This window comes from Streptomyces odontomachicola, from assembly GCF_039605595.1.
Classification (GTDB): Bacteria; Actinomycetota; Actinomycetes; order Streptomycetales; family Streptomycetaceae; genus Streptomyces.
The window spans coordinates 69,331-86,456 of record NZ_JBCFOK010000005.1; the positions used below are offsets into that span (position 1 = coordinate 69,331).

The 17,126-nt window shown below is 72.0% G+C and carries 12 protein-coding genes; 6 read left to right on the forward strand and 6 right to left on the reverse strand.

What is annotated here, in order from left to right; genetic code table 11:
* Positions 1 to 43 precede the first annotated feature (43 nt).
* Positions 44 to 1,030, forward strand: a complete 987-nt coding sequence (gene holA, locus ABEE00_RS10355) for a DNA polymerase III subunit delta (protein ID WP_345745416.1) — start codon at positions 44 to 46, stop codon at positions 1,028 to 1,030.
* A 362-nt stretch (positions 1,031 to 1,392) separates the two neighbouring features.
* Here holA and rpsT read toward each other — a convergent pair whose 3' ends face one another.
* Entirely contained in the window at positions 1,393 to 1,659 is a 267-nt protein-coding gene (gene rpsT, locus ABEE00_RS10360) for a 30S ribosomal protein S20 (protein WP_345745042.1), read from the reverse strand.
* 188 nt (positions 1,660 to 1,847) lie between these two features.
* Here rpsT and lepA point away from each other — a divergent pair, with 188 nt between their 5' ends.
* Together lepA and ABEE00_RS10370 are read left to right on the forward strand one after the other, a co-directional pair.
* Complete coding sequence (gene lepA, locus ABEE00_RS10365; RefSeq protein WP_345745043.1) at positions 1,848 to 3,728, forward strand: translation elongation factor 4; 1,881 nt, start codon at positions 1,848 to 1,850, stop codon at positions 3,726 to 3,728.
* A 285-nt stretch (positions 3,729 to 4,013) separates the two neighbouring features.
* Positions 4,014 to 5,909, forward strand: coding sequence for an AMP-dependent synthetase/ligase (locus tag ABEE00_RS10370; RefSeq protein ID WP_345745044.1), 1,896 nt, complete (start codon positions 4,014 to 4,016; stop codon positions 5,907 to 5,909).
* Between the two features lie 72 nt (positions 5,910 to 5,981).
* On the opposite strand, the gene ABEE00_RS10375 is transcribed toward ABEE00_RS10370, so the two are convergent.
* Entirely contained in the window at positions 5,982 to 6,509 is a 528-nt protein-coding gene (locus ABEE00_RS10375) for a response regulator (protein WP_451918555.1), read from the reverse strand.
* A 98-nt stretch (positions 6,510 to 6,607) separates the two neighbouring features.
* A complete protein-coding gene (locus tag ABEE00_RS10380; protein ID WP_451918556.1) occupies positions 6,608 to 9,127 on the reverse strand; it encodes an ATP-binding protein in 2,520 nt (839 codons plus the stop codon).
* A gap of 176 nt (positions 9,128 to 9,303) precedes the next feature.
* Here ABEE00_RS10380 and ABEE00_RS10385 point away from each other — a divergent pair, with 176 nt between their 5' ends.
* Positions 9,304 to 11,235: a SpoIIE family protein phosphatase gene (locus ABEE00_RS10385; RefSeq protein ID WP_451918540.1), complete on the forward strand. Its 1,932-nt coding sequence runs from the start codon at positions 9,304 to 9,306 to the stop codon at positions 11,233 to 11,235.
* Positions 11,236 to 11,559: 324 nt separating this feature from the next.
* Here ABEE00_RS10385 and hemW read toward each other — a convergent pair whose 3' ends face one another.
* The 3 genes from hemW to ABEE00_RS10400 form a co-directional block, all read right to left on the reverse strand.
* Positions 11,560 to 12,792 (reverse strand): radical SAM family heme chaperone HemW, encoded by a 1,233-nt coding sequence (hemW, locus tag ABEE00_RS10390; RefSeq protein WP_345745047.1) that lies wholly within the window; start codon positions 12,790 to 12,792, stop codon positions 11,560 to 11,562.
* A 47-nt stretch (positions 12,793 to 12,839) separates the two neighbouring features.
* Positions 12,840 to 13,673 (reverse strand): DUF3097 domain-containing protein, encoded by an 834-nt coding sequence (locus ABEE00_RS10395; RefSeq protein WP_345745048.1) that lies wholly within the window; start codon positions 13,671 to 13,673, stop codon positions 12,840 to 12,842.
* Positions 13,674 to 13,826: 153 nt separating this feature from the next.
* The gene (locus ABEE00_RS10400; protein ID WP_345745049.1) at positions 13,827 to 14,597 is read right to left on the reverse strand and encodes an MBL fold metallo-hydrolase; all 771 of its coding nucleotides are present in this window, start codon (positions 14,595 to 14,597) and stop codon (positions 13,827 to 13,829) included.
* A gap of 283 nt (positions 14,598 to 14,880) precedes the next feature.
* Between ABEE00_RS10400 and hrcA the strand changes: the two genes are divergently transcribed.
* Together hrcA and dnaJ are read left to right on the forward strand one after the other, a co-directional pair.
* Positions 14,881 to 15,897, forward strand: coding sequence for a heat-inducible transcriptional repressor HrcA (gene hrcA, locus ABEE00_RS10405; protein WP_345745050.1), 1,017 nt, complete (start codon positions 14,881 to 14,883; stop codon positions 15,895 to 15,897).
* Positions 15,898 to 17,034: a molecular chaperone DnaJ gene (dnaJ, locus tag ABEE00_RS10410; RefSeq protein ID WP_345745051.1), complete on the forward strand. Its 1,137-nt coding sequence runs from the start codon at positions 15,898 to 15,900 to the stop codon at positions 17,032 to 17,034.
* Positions 17,035 to 17,126 lie beyond the last annotated feature (92 nt).

A 17,126-nucleotide genomic window follows, 5' to 3' on the forward strand; every position in this document is an offset into this window, starting at 1 on the left:
CCGGGAGGCCGTGCTGTCGGTGGTGCATGGGATGCTTGACGCGATGGCCGCCAACCGCAAGAACACCGATGATCCCCTCGCGCCCGTGACCCTGGCCGTGGGGCAGGAGGACCTGCTGCTCGACCGCGCCGTGCAGCAGGTGACGGCGGCGGCGCGCGCCGCCGACCCCGACACCGACGTGCGCGACATGCTCTCCTCCGACCTCCAGCCGGGCACCCTCGACGAGCTGACCAGCCCCTCGCTGTTCGCCGAGCGCAAGGTCATCGTGGTGCGCAACGCCCAGGATCTCGCCGCCGACAGCGTCAAGGACGTCAAGGCGTATCTCGGCGCGCCCGTCGAGGAGATCACGCTGGTGCTGCTGCACGCGGGCGGTGCCAAGGGCAAGGGCCTGCTGGACGCGGCGCGCAAGGCCGGTGCCCGCGAGGTCGCCTGCGCGAAGGTGACGAAGCCGGCCGACAGGCTCTCCTTCGTGCGCGGCGAGTTCCGCGCCCTCGGGCGCTCGGCCACGTCCGAGGCGTGCCAGGCCCTGGTCGACGCGATCGGCAGCGATCTGCGCGAGCTGGCCTCCGCCTGCAAGCAGTTGACCGCCGACGTCGAGGGCGCCATCGACGACGCGGTGGTCGGGAAGTACTACACGGGCCGCGCGGAGGCCTCCAGCTTCACCGTCGCCGACCGCGCGGTGGAGGGCCGCGCGGCGGAGGCGCTGGAGACGCTGCGCTGGGCGCTGTCCACCGGGGTGGCTCCCGTGCTGGTCACCAGCGCGCTGGCGCAGGGCGTGCGCGCGATCGGCAAGCTGGCCTCGGCCCCGCGCGGGGCGCGCCCCGGCGATCTGGCCCGCGAGCTGGGCATGCCCCCGTGGAAGATCGACCGGGTGCGGCAGCAGATGCGGGGGTGGTCGGCTGACGGGGTGGCCACGGCGCTGGGCGCGGTCGCGCGGGCCGACGCGGCGGTCAAGGGCGGCAGCGACGATCCGGAGTACGCGCTGGAGCAGGCGGTGATCACCATCGCGGGGGCAGCGCGGTCGCGCTGACGCGCGCCCGGCCCCGTGATCGTGTGGTTGCGATGCGCTGGCGGGCGCGGCTTGCGCTTCTGCGCTGTGCCCACCCTGCGCCCCTGGCGCAGACTGCCCACAACGCAGGGGGCGGGTGTACGCAGAAGTGCCCGACAGCGCGGCGGCCACGGCGCGAAGCGCCGCACGCACGAAACCCCCGCTCCCACCCTGGGGAAGGGTGGAGAACGGGGGCTCCGTTACAGAAATCGCGAGGCGATATCCTCAGCGCCGCACCCGCGTGGCGAACGCAGGCCGCGTGCGGCGCACGGTATCTCTGCGGGCCGGTGCGCGGCGGAATGAGAGGGCCCGCCGTGGATCGCTCCGGCCCCGATGCAAGCGGGTCAGCCCTTGAGGGTGGCGACCTTCGACGCGAGGGCAGCCTTCTTGTTGGCCGCGTTGTTCTTGTGCAGAACGCCCTTGCTGACGGCCTTGTCGAGCTTCTTGCCCGCGATGCGCTGGGCCTCCAGGGCCTTCGCGCTGTCGCCGGCGGCGACGGCCTCGCGGGTACGGCGGATGGCCGTCTTGAGCTCGGACTTGACCGCCTTGTTGCGCTGACGCGCCTTCTCGTTGGTCTTGATCCGCTTCATCTGGGACTTGATGTTCGCCACGAAAGAGCCTTTACGGTTCGATGATTTCCGTTCCGTCCTGCCGCTCTCCCCGGAGGGACACCACAGCAGGCACAGCCGCCAAGGCTACCAGTGGGCCTCCGCGGCCTCCCAATCCCTTCGGCGCCCCGCGCTCATGGGACCATGGGGGGACCGACGTGAACCGACGCAGCGACCCGACAGGACCCTGAGTGCCCGCGACCCCATCGAACGTGCCGGAGCCGAGCCGCACCGACCCGGCGCTGATCCGCAACTTCTGCATCATCGCGCACATCGACCACGGCAAGTCGACGCTCGCCGACCGGATGCTCCAGCTCACCGGGATCGTCGAGGACCGGCAGATGCGTGCCCAGTACCTCGACCGCATGGACATCGAGCGCGAACGCGGCATCACGATCAAGTCCCAGGCGGTCCGCATGCCCTGGGCGCCCACGGACGCCAAGGACAGCTCGCATGTGCTGAACATGATCGACACCCCGGGCCACGTCGACTTCACCTACGAGGTCTCCCGCTCCCTCGCCGCCTGCGAGGGCTGCATCCTGCTGGTCGACGCCGCGCAGGGCATCGAGGCGCAGACCCTCGCCAACCTCTACCTGGCGATGGAGCACGACCTCCAGATCATCCCGGTGCTCAACAAGATCGACCTGCCCGCGGCCCAGCCCGAGAAGTTCGCCGCCGAGCTCGCGCACCTCATCGGCTGCGAGCCCGAGGACGTGCTGAAGGTCTCGGCGAAGACCGGCGAGGGCGTCGAGGAGCTGCTCGACGAGGTCGTGAAGCAGGTTCCGGCCCCGGTCGGCGAGGCGGACTCGCCGGCCCGCGCGATGATCTTCGACTCGGTGTACGACGCGTACCGCGGGGTCGTCACGTACATCAAGGTCGTGGACGGCTATCTCGGCAAGCGCGAGAAGATCCGGATGATGTCCACCGGCGCGCAGCACGAGCTGCTGGAGATCGGCACGAACTCGCCCGAGATGACGCCGGTGGACGGCCTCGGCGTCGGCGAGGTCGGCTATCTGATCACCGGTGTGAAGGACGTCCGCCAGTCCAAGGTCGGCGACACCATCACCCAGCTCACCAAGGGCGCCGAGAACCCGCTGCCCGGGTACAAGGACCCCAAGCCCATGGTGTTCTCCGGGCTGTATCCGATGGACGGCTCGGACTATCCGCTGCTCCGCGACGCGCTCGACAAGCTGCTGCTGAACGACGCGGCGCTCACCTTCGAGCCGGAGACCTCGGCGGCGCTCGGCTTCGGCTTCCGCGTGGGCTTCCTCGGGCTGCTGCACCTGGAGGTGATCAGGGCGCGCCTGGAGCGCGAGTTCGGCCTCGACCTGATCGCCACCGCGCCGAACGTGATCTACACGGTGCACATGGAGGACGGCAGCGAGTACACGGTCACCAGCCCCACCGAGTTCCCCGAGACGGGGAAGGTGGACACGGTGTCCGAGCCCATGGTGAAGGCCACGCTCATCGCCCCGAGCGAGTTCGTCGGCGCGATCATGGAGCTCTGCCAGTCCCGGCGCGGCAACATGCAGGGCATGGACTACCTCTCCGAGGACCGCGTGGAGCTGCGCTACACGTTGCCCCTCGCGGAGATCGTCTTCGACTTCTTCGACGCGCTGAAGTCCAAGACCCGCGGCTACGCCTCGCTGGACTACGAGCCCAGCGGCGAGCAGCACGCCGATCTGGTGAAGGTCGACATCCTGCTCCAGGGCGACAAGGTGGACGCCTTCTCCGCGATCGTCCACAAGGACAAGGCGTACGCGTACGGCACCCGCATGGCGAACAAGCTGCGCGAGCTCATCCCGCGCCAGCAGTTCGAGGTGCCGATCCAGGCGGCCATCGGCGCGCGCGTGATCGCGCGCGAGACGGTCCGCGCGATCCGCAAGGACGTGCTCTCCAAGTGCTACGGCGGCGACATCTCGCGTAAGCGGAAGCTGCTGGAGAAGCAGAAGGAGGGCAAGAAGCGCATGAAGGTCGTGGGCCGCGTCGAGGTCCCGCAGGAGGCCTTCATCGCCGCGCTCTCCACGGACGAGGGCGCCTCCTCGGGCAGCGAGGCGAAGGGCAAGAAGTAGCCGCCTGCCCCAGCACGTGAGTGAGCCCCGGGCCGTACGGGACGGCCCGGGGCTTTCCGCTGTCCGCCCGCGTCCGGGCCCCCGCGCCTCGTACGACGCTCCCGTACGGCCCCGTGCCGCGCCCGCGCCCCGCAGAGGATGTGACGATCAAGCGGTGATCCGGAGGCGCCGGGCAGCGGCCTGCTCCGACCCCCTTACGCGAGCGGACTCGGGCGCCTAGGCTGACCGGACTCAAGAGTTACTCGTGAGTCAAGAAGCAAAGGTGCTGTGGGCCCGGAGGATGTCGTGAGCGACGCACAATCCCTGATCGAGAACCGGCCGCCCTCCGTGGCGACGCTCTTCCTGGAGCGGGTGGAGGCCACCCCGGAAGCGGAGGCCTACCGCTATCCGGTGCCGCCGGCCTCGGGCGAGGGCCCCGACGAGTGGCGCTCGTACAGCTGGGCCGAGGCGGCGCAGCACGTCTACGGCATCGCGGCGGGGCTGATGGACCTCGGCGTGCGGCCCGAGGAGCGGGTGGCCATCGCCTCCAACACGCGGGTGGAGTGGATCCTCTCCGACCTGGGCGTGCTGTGTGCCGGTGCTGCCACCACCACGGTCTACCCCAGCACCAACACCGAGGAGACGGCGTACATCCTGGCCGACTCCGAGAGCCGGGTGATGATCGCCGAGGACGTCTCGCAGCTCGACAAGGTGCGCGAGCGCCGCGCCGAGCTCCCCGAGCTGGCCCATGTGGTGCTGATCGACCCCGCGGGCGCCGAGGAGAACGCGCAGGACGACCCCGAGGGCTGGGTGCTGACCCTGGCCGAGCTGGAGAAGCGGGGCACGGCGTACCGGGAGAAGCACCCGGAGGCGATCACCGAGACGGTGGCCGCGCTGCGCTCCGACCAGCTCGCGACGCTGATCTACACCTCCGGCACGACCGGCAAGCCGAAGGGCGTACGGCTGCCGCACGACTGCTGGTCGTACATGGCGAAGGCGATCTCCACGACAGGACTCGTCACCCCCGAGGACGTGCAGTACCTGTGGCTGCCGCTGGCGCACGTCTTCGGCAAGGTGCTCACCGCGGGCCAGATCGAGGTCGGGCACGTCACCGCCGTGGACGGGCGGGTCGACAAGATCATCGAGAATCTGCCGGTGGTGCAGCCGACCTACATGGCGGCCGTGCCGCGGATCTTCGAGAAGGTCTACAACGGCGTGGCCGCGAAGGCGAAGGCCGGCGGCTCGGCCAAGTACAAGATCTTCCAGTGGGCGGCCGGCGTCGCCCGCGAGTACGCCAAGGTCACCCAGGACAACTTCCGCCGCACCGGCGTGCATTCGGCGCCCGCGGGCCTCAAGGCCAAGCACGCGGTGGCCGACCGGCTGGTGTACGCGAAGCTGCGCGAGGCGTTCGGCGGGAGACTGCGCGCCTGCGTCTCGGGCTCGGCCGCGCTGGCACCGGAGATCGGCTTCTTCTTCGCCGGCGCCGGGATCCACATCCTGGAGGGGTACGGGCTCACCGAGTCCAGCGCCGCCAGCTTCGTGAACCCGGGGGAGTCCTACCGCACCGGCACCGTCGGCAAGCCGCTGCCCGGCACCGAGGTGCGCATCGCGGAGGACGGCGAGGTCCTGCTGCGCGGCCCCGGCATCATGGCGGGTTACCACGGTCTGCCGGAGAAGACCGCCGAGGTCCTGGAGGAGGACGGCTGGTTCCACACCGGCGACATCGGCGAGCTGTCCGACGACGGCTACCTCAAGATCACGGACCGCAAGAAGGACCTGATCAAGACCTCGGGCGGCAAGTACATCGCGCCCGCCGAGGTCGAGGGCCAGTTCAAGGCCCTGTGTCCGTACGTCTCCAACATCCTGGTGCACGGCGCCGACCGGAACTACTGCACCGCCCTCATCGCCCTCGACGAGCCCTCGCTGATGGGCTGGGCCGAGGAGCAGGAGGGCCTCAAGGGCAGGCCGTACGCCGAGGTCGTGGCCTCCGACCAGGTGCGGGAGCTGATCGACGGGTACGTGGAGGAGCTGAACGGCACGCTCCAGCGCTGGCAGACCATCAAGAAGTTCCGCATCCTGCCGCGCGACCTGGACATCGAGCACGGCGAACTCACCCCGAGCCTCAAGCTCAAGCGCCCCGTGGTGGAGCGCGAGTTCGGCGACCTGATCGAGGAGATGTACGAGGGCGCGCGGGCGGCGTGAATGCCGCTGCGCGGCGTGAGTGTGCAGCGTGAGGGCGCGCTGCGCGGCGTGAGGCGAGGGCGCCCCGCTCGGCTAGTAGCCGTGCAGCTCCTCGCTGAGCTCCCGGAGCGTGTGGGCCATCTCGTCCACGCGGTGGGCCAGGTCCGCGCTGTCGTCGGACAGCGCGGATTCCACCGCGTCCAGGCGGTCGGCGAAGGCCGCCAGGCGGCCTCGTTCGTCTTCCAACAGGCGGCGGAGCTGGCGGTTCTTGTGGTGCAGGTCGAGGAAGACCGAGACCTTGGTGCGCAGCACCCACGGGTCGAAGGGCTTGGTCAGGTAGTCGGCGGCGCCCGTGGCGTAGCCGCGGAACGCGTAGCCCGCGTCGTTCGCCGACTCCGCGCCGGTCAGGAAGATGATCGGCACGTCCTTGGTCTGGTCGAGCCGCTTGATGTGGGAGGCGGTCTGGAAGCCGTCCATGCCCGGCATCAGCACGTCGAGCAGGATCAGCGCGAACTCCTGGCGCAGCAGCGCCTTCATCGCCTCCTCGCCCGAGGTGGCCCGCACCAGCGGCACGTCCAGCGCGCCCAGCACGGCCTCCAGCGCGACCAGGTTGTCCTCCATGTCGTCGACGAGCAGGATTCCCGCATCCTCCTCGCAGGGGGCGAACTCCGCTGTCCCCTCGCCCCTCGTGGTCCCGTCCGTCGTGTGGGTCCCGTTCGTCATCTCTGCCTCGCGGAAGGTGATTGCGGGTCGAGCAGTGCGAGCATCGTCTCCAGGAGCCGGCCCGTCTGCACCGGCTTGGGCACATAGGCCGAGGCACCGGCCGCGAGGGACTGCCCGCTGTCCCCCGGCATCGCCTGCGCGGTGAGCGCGATCACCGGCAGCGCGGCGAAGCGGGGGTCGGCCCGCAGCTCCCGCAGCGCCTCGTAGCCGTCCATCACCGGCATCATGATGTCCATCAGGACCACGTCGACCGCGGGGTCGAGGTCCAGGCTCTCGATGCCGTCCCTGCCGTTCTCGGCATAGCGCACGGTCATGCCGACCCGGCCCAGCACCTGGGTCAGCGCGAACACGTTGCGCACGTCGTCGTCCACGATCAGCACCCGCGCGCCGTCCAGCACTTCGGCGGCCCGCCCCTCCCGCCAGGCGGCGAGTCCCGGCACCTCGTCGGGCGCCGGAACGATCGCCTCGGGCGCAGTGAGGGAGCGCTCCGAGTGCGCCGTCCACGCGGCGACCCCGGGCCGCGACTGCTGTTCCGGAAGCTGCGGCACGCCCTCAGCCGCCGACGCCTCGGCCGGTCCCGCCGGTGCGGCGTCCGACGGGTGGGTGAGCGCCATCTGCAGCGTGAACACGCTGCCCTCGCCCGGTGTGCTCTCCACCGTGATCCGGCCGCCGAGCAGCCCCGCGAGCTCCCGGCTGATGGAGAGGCCGAGCCCGGTGCCGCCGAAGGTGCGGTGGGTGGAGGCCTCGCCCTGCTGGAACGCCTCGAAGATGTACGGCAGCCGGGCCGGCTCGATGCCGATGCCGGTGTCCGAGACCGCGAAGGTCAGCTCCTGCTCCCCGTCCTCCGCCTGCCGCGTCCCGACGTGCAGCCGCACGGTGCCCTCGGCGGTGAACTTGAAGGCGTTGGAGAGCAGATTGCGCAGGATCTGCTGGATCCGCCGCTCGTCGGCGTGCAGTTCGCGCGGCGCGTTCTCGGCGACGCTCACCGAGAAGCCGAGCCCACGGTCGAGCGCGACGGGACGGAAGGTGTCGTGCACGTAGTTGAGCAGCTTGAGCAGCGGGAGCCGCTGCGGGTGCACGTCCATCCTGCCCGCCTCGATCTTCGACAGGTCGAGTACGTCGCTGATGAGCTGCAACAGGTCGTTGCCCGCGCGGTAGATGGTGCGCGCGAACCTGACCTCCTTCTCGGAGAGGTTGCCCGCCTCGTTGTCCGCGAGGAGCTGGGCCAGCACCAGCAGCGAGTTGAGCGGCGTGCGCAGCTCGTGCGACATGTTCGCCAGGAACTGCGACTTGTACTGCGAGGAGGCCGCCAACAGGGCCGCCTTCTCGGAGAGTTCGGTGTTGGCCCGCATGGTGTGCAGGGCCACGCCCATCGTGTGCACGAACTGGTCGAAGAACGCCAGATGGATGTCGCTGAACGCGCTGAACGAGGCGAGCTCGACCACGCCCAGCACCCTCTCCTCGTACAGCACCGGCAGGATCACCACGCAGGCCGGTGACGCGGCACCCAGGCCCGAGGCGATCGGCAGATAGCCGGGCGGCACCTCGGTGAGCAGGATCCTGCGGCGCTGCTCGGCGACCTGCGCGATCAGCCCGTGCCCCGGGGTGCCGGGCAGCGGGGGTTCGCCGAGCTGGTGCGCGGAGTTGCCGTACCCGGCGACGTACGAGAGCTGCTCGGGGCGCGGCGAGGACTCCGCCTCCGGTGGCTCGGCGAGGAAGAACGCGCCGAACTGGGCGTCCACCAGCGGCGGGAGCTCCCGCATGATCAGCTCGGCGACGTCCCGCACATCGCGCCTGCCCTGCATCAGGGCCGCGAGCCGGGTGATGTTGGACTCCAGCCACTCCTTGGCGCGGGTGGTCTCGCGCAGGTCGGAGACCATCTGGTTGACCGCCTCGGCCGCGTCGCGCCAGCTTCCCGAGAGGTTGCGCACGGTGGTGTGCCGGTCGCCGGGGCGGCGGGGCGCCTCGCCGTCCTCCTCCAGGGCGGCGCGCGTGACCTCGCTGGTGAAGAGCGAGAGCTGGTCGGTCATGCGGTTCACCGTGCGGCCCAGCAGGCGGAGTTCGCCGCGCAGCGGGCGGCCGCCGCTGTAGAGGTGCACGCGCTGCGAGAGATCGCCGTCGGCCACGGCGGCCAGCACGCGGGTGGCGTCGGTACGGGAGGTGAGCAGGGCGTCCAGGAGCGAATTGCAGGCGTGCACCATGTCCGCCCACTCCCCCCGGCCCGGGCTCTCGCGCAGCCGCTCGCCGGTCCTGCCGTGCCGCAGCACGCCGCGGTGCACGCTGCGCAGTTCGGTGGACAGGTGCTGGGTGCGGGCGGCGATCTGGTTGACCGCGTCGGTCAACTGAGTGCGGATGTCCAGGTCTCCGTACTCCCCGGGAGGAGGTGCGGGGACCCGCGTGCCGAACTCTCCGTCCCGCAGCGCGTGCAGGGTCGCGAGCAGGGGCCGGAGGTCGGAAGCGTGCACCCATGTCCCGTCAGGCACCGCTGGTGTCTCTGTAGCCATGGGCAGGCCCATCACTTCCGTAACTCGATGCGTACGAGCCGGGTCAGTCTGTCACTCTTGGCCTGGCGCCCCGGGTGCAATGCCAGAAAGTGCCAAACGGACGGCGGCCGAGTGATAGGTGGTTACCCGAGCCTCAGGCTCCGCGGGCCGCGGCCCGCCGAGTCCACGAGTCCGAGGGGGAGCAGTACGTGGGGACGATTCCTGGGCAACGCGACCCGGCGGCCGCACCGCAGGTACGCGCGGCCGGGGCGGCCCACGACGCGGAGCAGGCGCGGGGCGCGGATGCCGTGCGCGGCGCGGACGCCGTGCGGAGCGCCGAGGGCGTGCGGAGTGCCGAGGGTGTGCGCGCCGAGGTGCGTACCGAGCTGCCGGGGAACTCCCTGGCGGCATCGGCCGCCCGCGGCTTCGTGCGCACCGCGCTGGAGGGCTGGGGCCTCGTCGGGCCGCCGGTGGACGACGCGCTGTTGCTGGTCAGCGAGCTGGTCACGAACGCCGTGGTGCACGCGGGCACCGCCGTGGGCCTGGCGTGCCGGTACGAGGGCTGCGCCCTGGTCGCGGAGATCTCCGACCTGCACCCCTCGCGCGCCGTGCTCACCCAGGGCCGCGGCCCCGCCGAGGAGGCGTACGGGCACGGGCTGCGGCTGGTCGCCGGGCTCGCCGACGAGTGGGGCGTCAGCTACCGGCGCACCCGCAAGACCGTCTGGTTCCGGCTCGAACTGGGCGAGGACCGCGCGCCGTTGGGCCCCGCCGTCCTCGACCTGGCGACGACCGACGGCACCGGCGCGCTGCTCGCCCCGGTCTCGGGGCACTTCGTGATCCCGGAGGGCGTGGAGGCCGGAGCGCACGCGGGTCCGCACGAGGCCGGGCCGCGCGGGAGCGGTGCGCACGGGAGCGGTTCGCACTGGGTCAGCCACGGCGCGCTGTCCTTCCTCGCCGAGGCGTCCGACATGCTGGCCGGGCAGACCGACGAGGAGATGGTGGCCTCGCTGGCCGGGCAGCTCATGGTGCCCAGGTTCGCGGACTGGTGCGCCGTGTGGCTCCAGGACCCGGCCGAGCAGGCGCCGCCGCGGCTGGCCCGGGTCTGGCACCTGCGGGAGAGCCGGCTCGATGAGTTGCGCGCCGCGCTGGACCGTACGCCGCCGCCGCTGCGGCCCTCCCGGGTCCCCGGGCAGGCGGTGCCGCTGCCGTGGCCGGGCGAGCCCAGCGCGTACGGGCCCGGCGGCGCGGCCGCCGTGTGCGCGCTCGTGGTGGGCGGCAGGCCGGTCGGCTCGCTGGCCATCGGCCGCTCGGGGCAGGTGCGGATCGCGGACGAAGTCCTCGCGATAGTTGAGGACTTCGCGCGCCGTGTGGCGCTGGCCGTGCTCTCGGCCCGCCGCTACACCCGCCAGGCCACCATCAGCCGGGTGCTCCAGCGCGGGCTGCTGCCGAGCGACGAGGTGGCCATCCCCGGCGTGCAGACCGCGGTCGTGTACGAGCCCGCGGGCGAGGGCTCGTGGGCGGGCGGCGACTTCTACGACTTCTTCCGTACGCCGGAGGGGCGCTGGCGCTTCGCGCTGGGCGACGTGTGCGGGAACGGGCCCGAGGCGGCGCTGGTCACCGGCCTGGCCCGGCCGGTGCTGCGGCTGCTGGCGCGGGAGGGGTACGCGGTGCCCGAGGTCCTCAACCGGCTCAACCGCGAAGTGGGCGAGCAGGCGCGCTTCCTGTCCCTGCTGTACGGCGAACTCGCCCCGCGCCCGGCGTCCGAGGGCGGCGGCGCCGACTGCACGCTGGTGTGCGCGGGGCATCCGCTGCCGCTGGTCCGGTCGGTGTCCGGCGAGGTGCGGGCGGCGGCCGTTCCCCAGCTGCTGCTGGGGGTGGTGGACGATGTGGCGTACGAGAGCGGGTCCTTCCGGCTGGCGCCGGGGGAGACGCTGCTGTGCGTCACGGACGGGGTGACGGAGCGGAGGTCGGGGGCGCGGCAGTTCGACGACGGGGAGGGGCTGGCGCGGGCCTTTTCGGCGTGCGCGGGCCGTGACGCGGGGGCGACGGCGGAGTACATCCGCCGCGCGGTCCACGCCTTCGCGCCGACGCCGCCGGCGGACGATTTGGCCATGCTGGTCCTGCAGACCGACGAACTGTGAGGCGCCCCGCCTGACCGCTGCGCCCCGGCTGGGCGCTTCCTCCTCCCCCCCCCGCGAGGTTGTGGGCAGTCGTTCCGCTGGGGCGAGGGGGGTACCTCCCTGCTCGGAGCGAAGCCGGAGAGCTTGGGGGAGGGTGGGCACAACCGGACTTGCGCCCCCTGCTCCTGCGCAACCACGTTGCCAACGGGGGCCCGGGGCGCAGCCCCGTGAACGCCCGCGCCGAGCGCGGGACTTGGGTGCGTGGGGACGGGGCCTCGCGGCTGGCGGTTCCGGTGTGCCCGCCCGTTCCGCCCCAGCGGAACGACCGCCCACACCTCAGTGGGTTCAATCGACCAGGTCTCGGGTCAAGGCGTCTGCCAGGAGGCGGCCCTTGAGGGTCAAGGATGCTCGGCCCTCCTCGTAGGCGGCGGGGGAGAGGAGGCCCTCCGAGAGGGCTCGGTGGGCGGCGGCCTCGCCCTCGGGGGCCAGGAGGGACAGGGGGCAGCCCTCCAGCAGGCGGAGTTCCAGGAGGATGCGCTCGACCCGGCGGTCCTCCGGCGAGAGGATCTCGCGGCCCACCCCGGGCGACCGCCCCTCGGAGAGCGCCTGCGCGTAGGCGGCCGGATGCTTCGCGTTCCACCACCGCACCCCGCCCACATGACTGTGCGCCCCGGGCCCCGCACCCCACCAGTCGGCCCCGGTCCAGTACAGCTCGTTGTGCCGGCAGCGTGCCGAGGGATCGCCCGCAGAGGCCCAGTTGGACACCTCGTACCAGCTCATACCCGCGGCGGTCAGCATCTCCTCGGCGATCAGATAGCGGTCGGCGTGCACGTCGTCGTCCGTCATCGGCACCTCGCCGCGCCGGATGCGCGCCGCGAGACGCGTGCCCTCCTCGACGATCAGCGAGTACGCCGAGATGTGGTCGGGCCCGGCGCCGAGCGCCGCCTCCAGCGTGGCCCGCCAGTCCGCGTCGGTCTCGCCGGGCGTGCCGTAGATCAGATCGAGGTTGACGTGCCCGAAGCCCGCGGCCCGCGCCTCCGCGACGGCCGCCTCGGGGCGCCCGGGCGTGTGCGTGCGCTCCAGCACCTTCAGCACGTGCTGCCGGGCGCTCTGCATGCCGAAGGAGATCCGGTTGAAGCCGCCCTCGCGCAGTTCGGCCAGCGATTCCGCGGTCACCGAGTCCGGATTGGCCTCGGTCGTGACCTCGGCGTCGTCAGCGAGCCCGAACTCCTCGCGGATCACGCCCAGCGCGTACGCCAGATCGGACGCGGGCAGCAGCGTCGGCGTGCCCCCGCCCACGAACACCGTCGAGACCCGCCGCGGATCGTCGCCCAGCACCTTCCGCGCCAGCCGGATCTCCTCGGCCAGCGTCGCCGCGTACGTCTCCCGCGAGGCGACGGCGCCGCCCGGGCCGCGCAGCTCGTCGGCGGTGTAGGTGTTGAAGTCGCAGTAGCCGCAGCGGGTCGCGCAGTACGGAACGTGCAGGTAGAAGCCGAGCGGGGCGCCGGAACCGAGCGCTTCGCTCGGCAGCGAGCCGTCCTCGGGCACGGGCTCGCCATCGGGCAGTACGGAGGGCATGCGTTCCATTGTCCGGTACGCGGACGAAAGCTTGCCCTCGTGCCCCGTTACGCGGTCTCCGGCTCCGTCACGAAGTCGATCAGCTCCTCGACCCGCCCCAGCAGCGCGGGCTCCAGGTCCTTGTAGGAGCGCACGGCGGAGCGGATGCGCTGCCAGGCGGCGCCGGTGTTCTCCGGCCAGCCCAGGCCGCGGCACACCCCGGTCTTCCAGTCCTGCCCGCGCGGCACCTCGGGCCACCCGGCGATGCCCACCGACGAGGGCTTCACGGCCTGCCAGATGTCGATGTACGGATGCCCGCACACCAGCACGTGGTCGCCGGTCACCTGCTCGGCGATGCGGGACTCCTTGGAGCCCGGCACCAGGTGGTCGACCAGCACGCCGAGGCGCGCGCCGGGGCCCGGCGCGAACTCCCGCACGATCGCCGGGAGGTCGTCGACGCCCTCCAGGTACTCCACGACGACGCCCTCGATGCGCAGGTCGTCGCCCCAGACCTGTTCGACGAGCTCCGCGTCGTGCTTGCCCTCCACGTAGATGCGCCCGGCCCGCGCGACCCGGGCACGCGCGCCGGGCACCGCGACCGAGCCCGATGCGGTGTACTTCGGTACGGCGGGCCCACCGCCCGCGACCGGCCTGACCAGCGTGACGACCTTGCCCTCCAGCAGGAAGCCGCGCGGCTCCATGGGGAACACGCGGTGCTTGCCGAACCGGTCCTCCAGGGTCACCGTGTGCCCCTCGGCCGTCTTCTCGCAGCGGATCACCGCGCCGCAGAAGCCGGTCGTCACCTCCTCCACGACCAGCTCGGGGTCGGCCGGCACCTCGGGCACGGCCTGCGGCTTCTTCCACGGCGGGGTCAGATCGGCGTCGTAACGGCGGCTGCGCATGCCCGCCATTCTTCCCAACGGATCTTCCGCACCCCCACCCGGACCCGCCGAACCCGCCCGGACCCGCCGAAGGGCCCCGCGCCATCGCCCGGCAGCCCGCTCGCCCGTACCGAGCCGCCGTACCGGCTGCCCGGCAGCAAAGCGCCGTACCGCCTACCCCGTGCCGAACCGCCGCGCCAGCTCGTCCCGTTGGGCCCGTACGAAGTCCGCGTCGACCAGCGCGCCGTGGCCCGGCACGTAGACCGCGTCCTCGCCGCCCAGTTCCAGCAGCCGGTCCAGCGCGGCGGGCCAGAACCCGGGGCGCGCGTCGGGGCCCGCCTGCGGCTCGCCCGACTCCTCGACCAGATCGCCGCAGAACACCACGGGCGGCACGTCCCCCTCGCCCGGCACCAGCACGGCGAGGTCGTGCGCCGAGTGCCCGGGACCCGCGTTGACCAGCAGAACGGCACGCTCGCCCCCCAGCCCGAGCGGCAGCTCGCGTGCCACAGGATGCGCGGGCAGCACCAGCACGTCCAGCGCCTCGTCCGCTGTCCCGGGATCGAGGCCGTGCCCCACCGCGTCGCCCCGCAGCACTTCGCGGTGCCATGAGCCGCCCAGCAGGGTGGCGGCGCCCTCGGCCGCGTACACCTCGACCCCGGCGAAGGCTGCCGTGCCCAGCACGTGGTCGAAGTGCGGGTGGGTCAGCGCGACATGGCGCACCGGCAGTCCCGTCAGCTCCCACAACTCGCGGCGGATCTCCACGCCTTCGCGCAGCGAGGAACCGGTGTCGATCACCAGCAGCCCGTCGCTTCCCTCCACCGCGCCGACCGTCGCGTCCCAGTGCGGCAGCCTGCGCCGCAGCACTCCCGGCGCGGGCCGCTCCCATCCGGAACCGGCGGCGTGCTCCGCCGCTTCGCGCTGTGACTCTTCCCATTGGGCGCCCATACGACGACGCTATCCGCAGCCGCTCCAACTGGCGCGATACCGTCGGTCCGGCACGTCGCCGGGGCCTCGCGGCCCGGGTGCCTTGCCCCGCGGGTACACGCCCGCTTTACACTGGCGGGGGAAAACTGGCACTCAGCGGCCGAGAGTGCCAGCGAAGGACAGCCGGCCGACGGCCGGCGGACCGGTCGGGACGACTACCGGCGGCGGGGCAGGGCAGCAGCCGGAGGGATACCGGGGGCGGCCCGGAGCGGATACGGCGACAGCCGGACGGGAGGTGTGCGCGATGCTCAGTGAACGCAGGCTCGAAGTGCTGCGCGCCATCGTCCAGGACTATGTCGGCACCGAGGAGCCGGTCGGCTCCAAGGCCCTGACCGAGCGGCACAGCCTCCAGGTCTCCCCGGCCACGGTGCGCAACGACATGGCCGCCCTGGAGGACGAGGGGTACATCGCCCAGCCGCACACCAGCGCGGGCCGCATCCCCACCGACAAGGGCTACAGGCTCTTCGTGGACAAGCTGGCCGGAGTGAAGCCGCTGTCCTCGCCGGAGCGCCGCGCCATCCAGAACTTCCTGGACGGAGCGGTCGACCTCGACGACGTGGTGGGCAGGACCGTACGGCTGCTGGCGCAGCTGACCCGGCAGGTCGCCGTCGTCCAGTACCCCTCGCTGACCCGGTCCACGGTGCGCCATGTCGAGCTGCTCTCGCTCGCTCCGGCCCGGCTCATGCTGGTCCTGATCACGGACACCGGGCGGGTCGAACAGCGCATGATCGACTGCCCCGCGCCGATCGGCGAGTCCACGCTGGCCGACCTTCGCGCGCGGCTGAACAGCCGGGTGGTGGCGCAGCGCTTCACCGAGGTGCCGTCGCTGGTGCAGGACATGCCCGAGGCCTTCGACGCCGACGACCGCGGTACGGTCTCGGCGGTGCTGGCCACGCTGCTGGAGACGCTGGTCGAGGAGACCGAGGAGCGGCTGATGATTGGCGGTACGTCCAATCTGACCCGCTTCGGACACGATTTCCCGCTGACCATCCGGCCGGTGCTGGAGGCCCTCGAGGAGCAGGTCGTGCTCCTCAAACTGCTCGGGGAGGCGACGGACTCGGGCATGACCGTGCGCATCGGGCATGAGAACGATCACGAGGGCCTCAGTTCCACATCGGTCGTATCGGTCGGCTACGGTTCGGGCGACGAGGCAGTCGCCAAGCTCGGCGTGGTCGGACCGACCCGCATGGATTACCCCGGAACGATGGGAGCTGTACGCGCAGTGGCACGGTACGTCGGACAGATCCTGGCGGAGTCGTAAGTGGCGACGGACTACTACGCGGTCCTCGGCGTGGGGCGTGACGCCTCGCAGGACGAGATCAAGAAGGCATTCCGGCGGCTGGCGCGCGAGCTGCATCCGGACGTGAATCCGGACGCGGACACCCAGGACCGCTTCAAGGAGATCAACACCGCCTACGAGGTCCTGTCGGACCCGCAGAAGAAGCAGGTCTACGACCTGGGCGGGGACCCCTCCTCCTCGGGCGCCGCCGGTGGCGGCGCGGGCGGCTTCGGTGCCGGTTTCGGCAACTTCTCCGACATCATGGACGCCTTCTTCGGCACCGCCTCGCAGCGCGGACCGCGCTCGCGGACCCGGCGGGGCCAGGACGCCATGATCCGGCTGGAGATCGACCTGGAAGAGGCCGCGTTCGGCACCACCAAGGAGATCCAGGTCGACACCGCCGTCGTGTGCAACACCTGCACCGGCGAGGGCGCGGCGCCCGGCACCTCGGCGCAGACCTGCGACATGTGCCGCGGGCGCGGTGAGGTCTCCCAGGTCACGCGCTCCTTCCTCGGCCAGGTCATGACCTCGCGGCCGTGCCCGCAGTGCCAGGGCTTCGGCACCGTCGTGCCGACCCCGTGCCCGGAGTGCGCGGGCGACGGCCGGGTCCGCTCCCGCCGCACGCTCACGGTGAAGATCCCCGCAGGTGTCGACAACGGCACCCGCATCCAGCTCGCGGGCGAGGGCGAGGTCGGCCCCGGCGGCGGCCCCGCCGGCGACCTCTACGTGGAGATCCACGAGAAGTCGCACCCCACCTTCCAGCGCCGCGGCGACGACCTGCACTGCACGGTCACCATCCCGATGACGGCGGCCGCCCTCGGTACGAAGGTGCCGCTGGAGACCCTGGACGGCATGGAGGAGATCGACATCCGTCCGGGTACCCAGTCCGGGCAGTCGGTCCCGCTGCACGAGCGCGGCGTGAAGCACCTGCGCGGCGGCGGCCGCGGTCAGCTCATCGTGCACGTCGAGGTGCTGACGCCGACGAAGCTGGAGCCCGAGCAGGAGGAGCTGCTGACCAAGCTCGCGCAGATGCGCGGGGAGGAGCGGCCGCAGGGCCAGTTCCAGCCGGGTCAGCAGGGCCTGTTCTCCCGCCTGAAGGACGCCTTCAACGGCCGCTGAGCCGAACGTCGCACCGGGCGGCCCGCCGATGGCGGCGGGCCGCCTTTTGCGTGCGCGTGCGGCTTCGCGCCGCGAGCGCGGTCGTCGGGTGC

Coding starts and splice junctions, on each gene's coding strand:
- ABEE00_RS10380 (WP_451918556.1), bottom strand. CDS start 9,127: ATGGGCCTGCCCATGGCTACAGAGACACCAGCGGTGCCTGACGGGACA.
- hemW (WP_345745047.1), bottom strand. CDS start 12,792: ATGCCCTCCGTACTGCCCGATGGCGAGCCCGTGCCCGAGGACGGCTCG.
- holA (WP_345745416.1), top strand. CDS start 44: ATGGCCGCCAACCGCAAGAACACCGATGATCCCCTCGCGCCCGTGACC.
- ABEE00_RS10400 (WP_345745049.1), bottom strand. CDS start 14,597: ATGGGCGCCCAATGGGAAGAGTCACAGCGCGAAGCGGCGGAGCACGCC.
- hrcA (WP_345745050.1), top strand. CDS start 14,881: ATGCTCAGTGAACGCAGGCTCGAAGTGCTGCGCGCCATCGTCCAGGAC.
- ABEE00_RS10375 (WP_451918555.1), bottom strand. CDS start 6,509: ATGGAGGACAACCTGGTCGCGCTGGAGGCCGTGCTGGGCGCGCTGGAC.
- ABEE00_RS10395 (WP_345745048.1), bottom strand. CDS start 13,673: ATGCGCAGCCGCCGTTACGACGCCGATCTGACCCCGCCGTGGAAGAAG.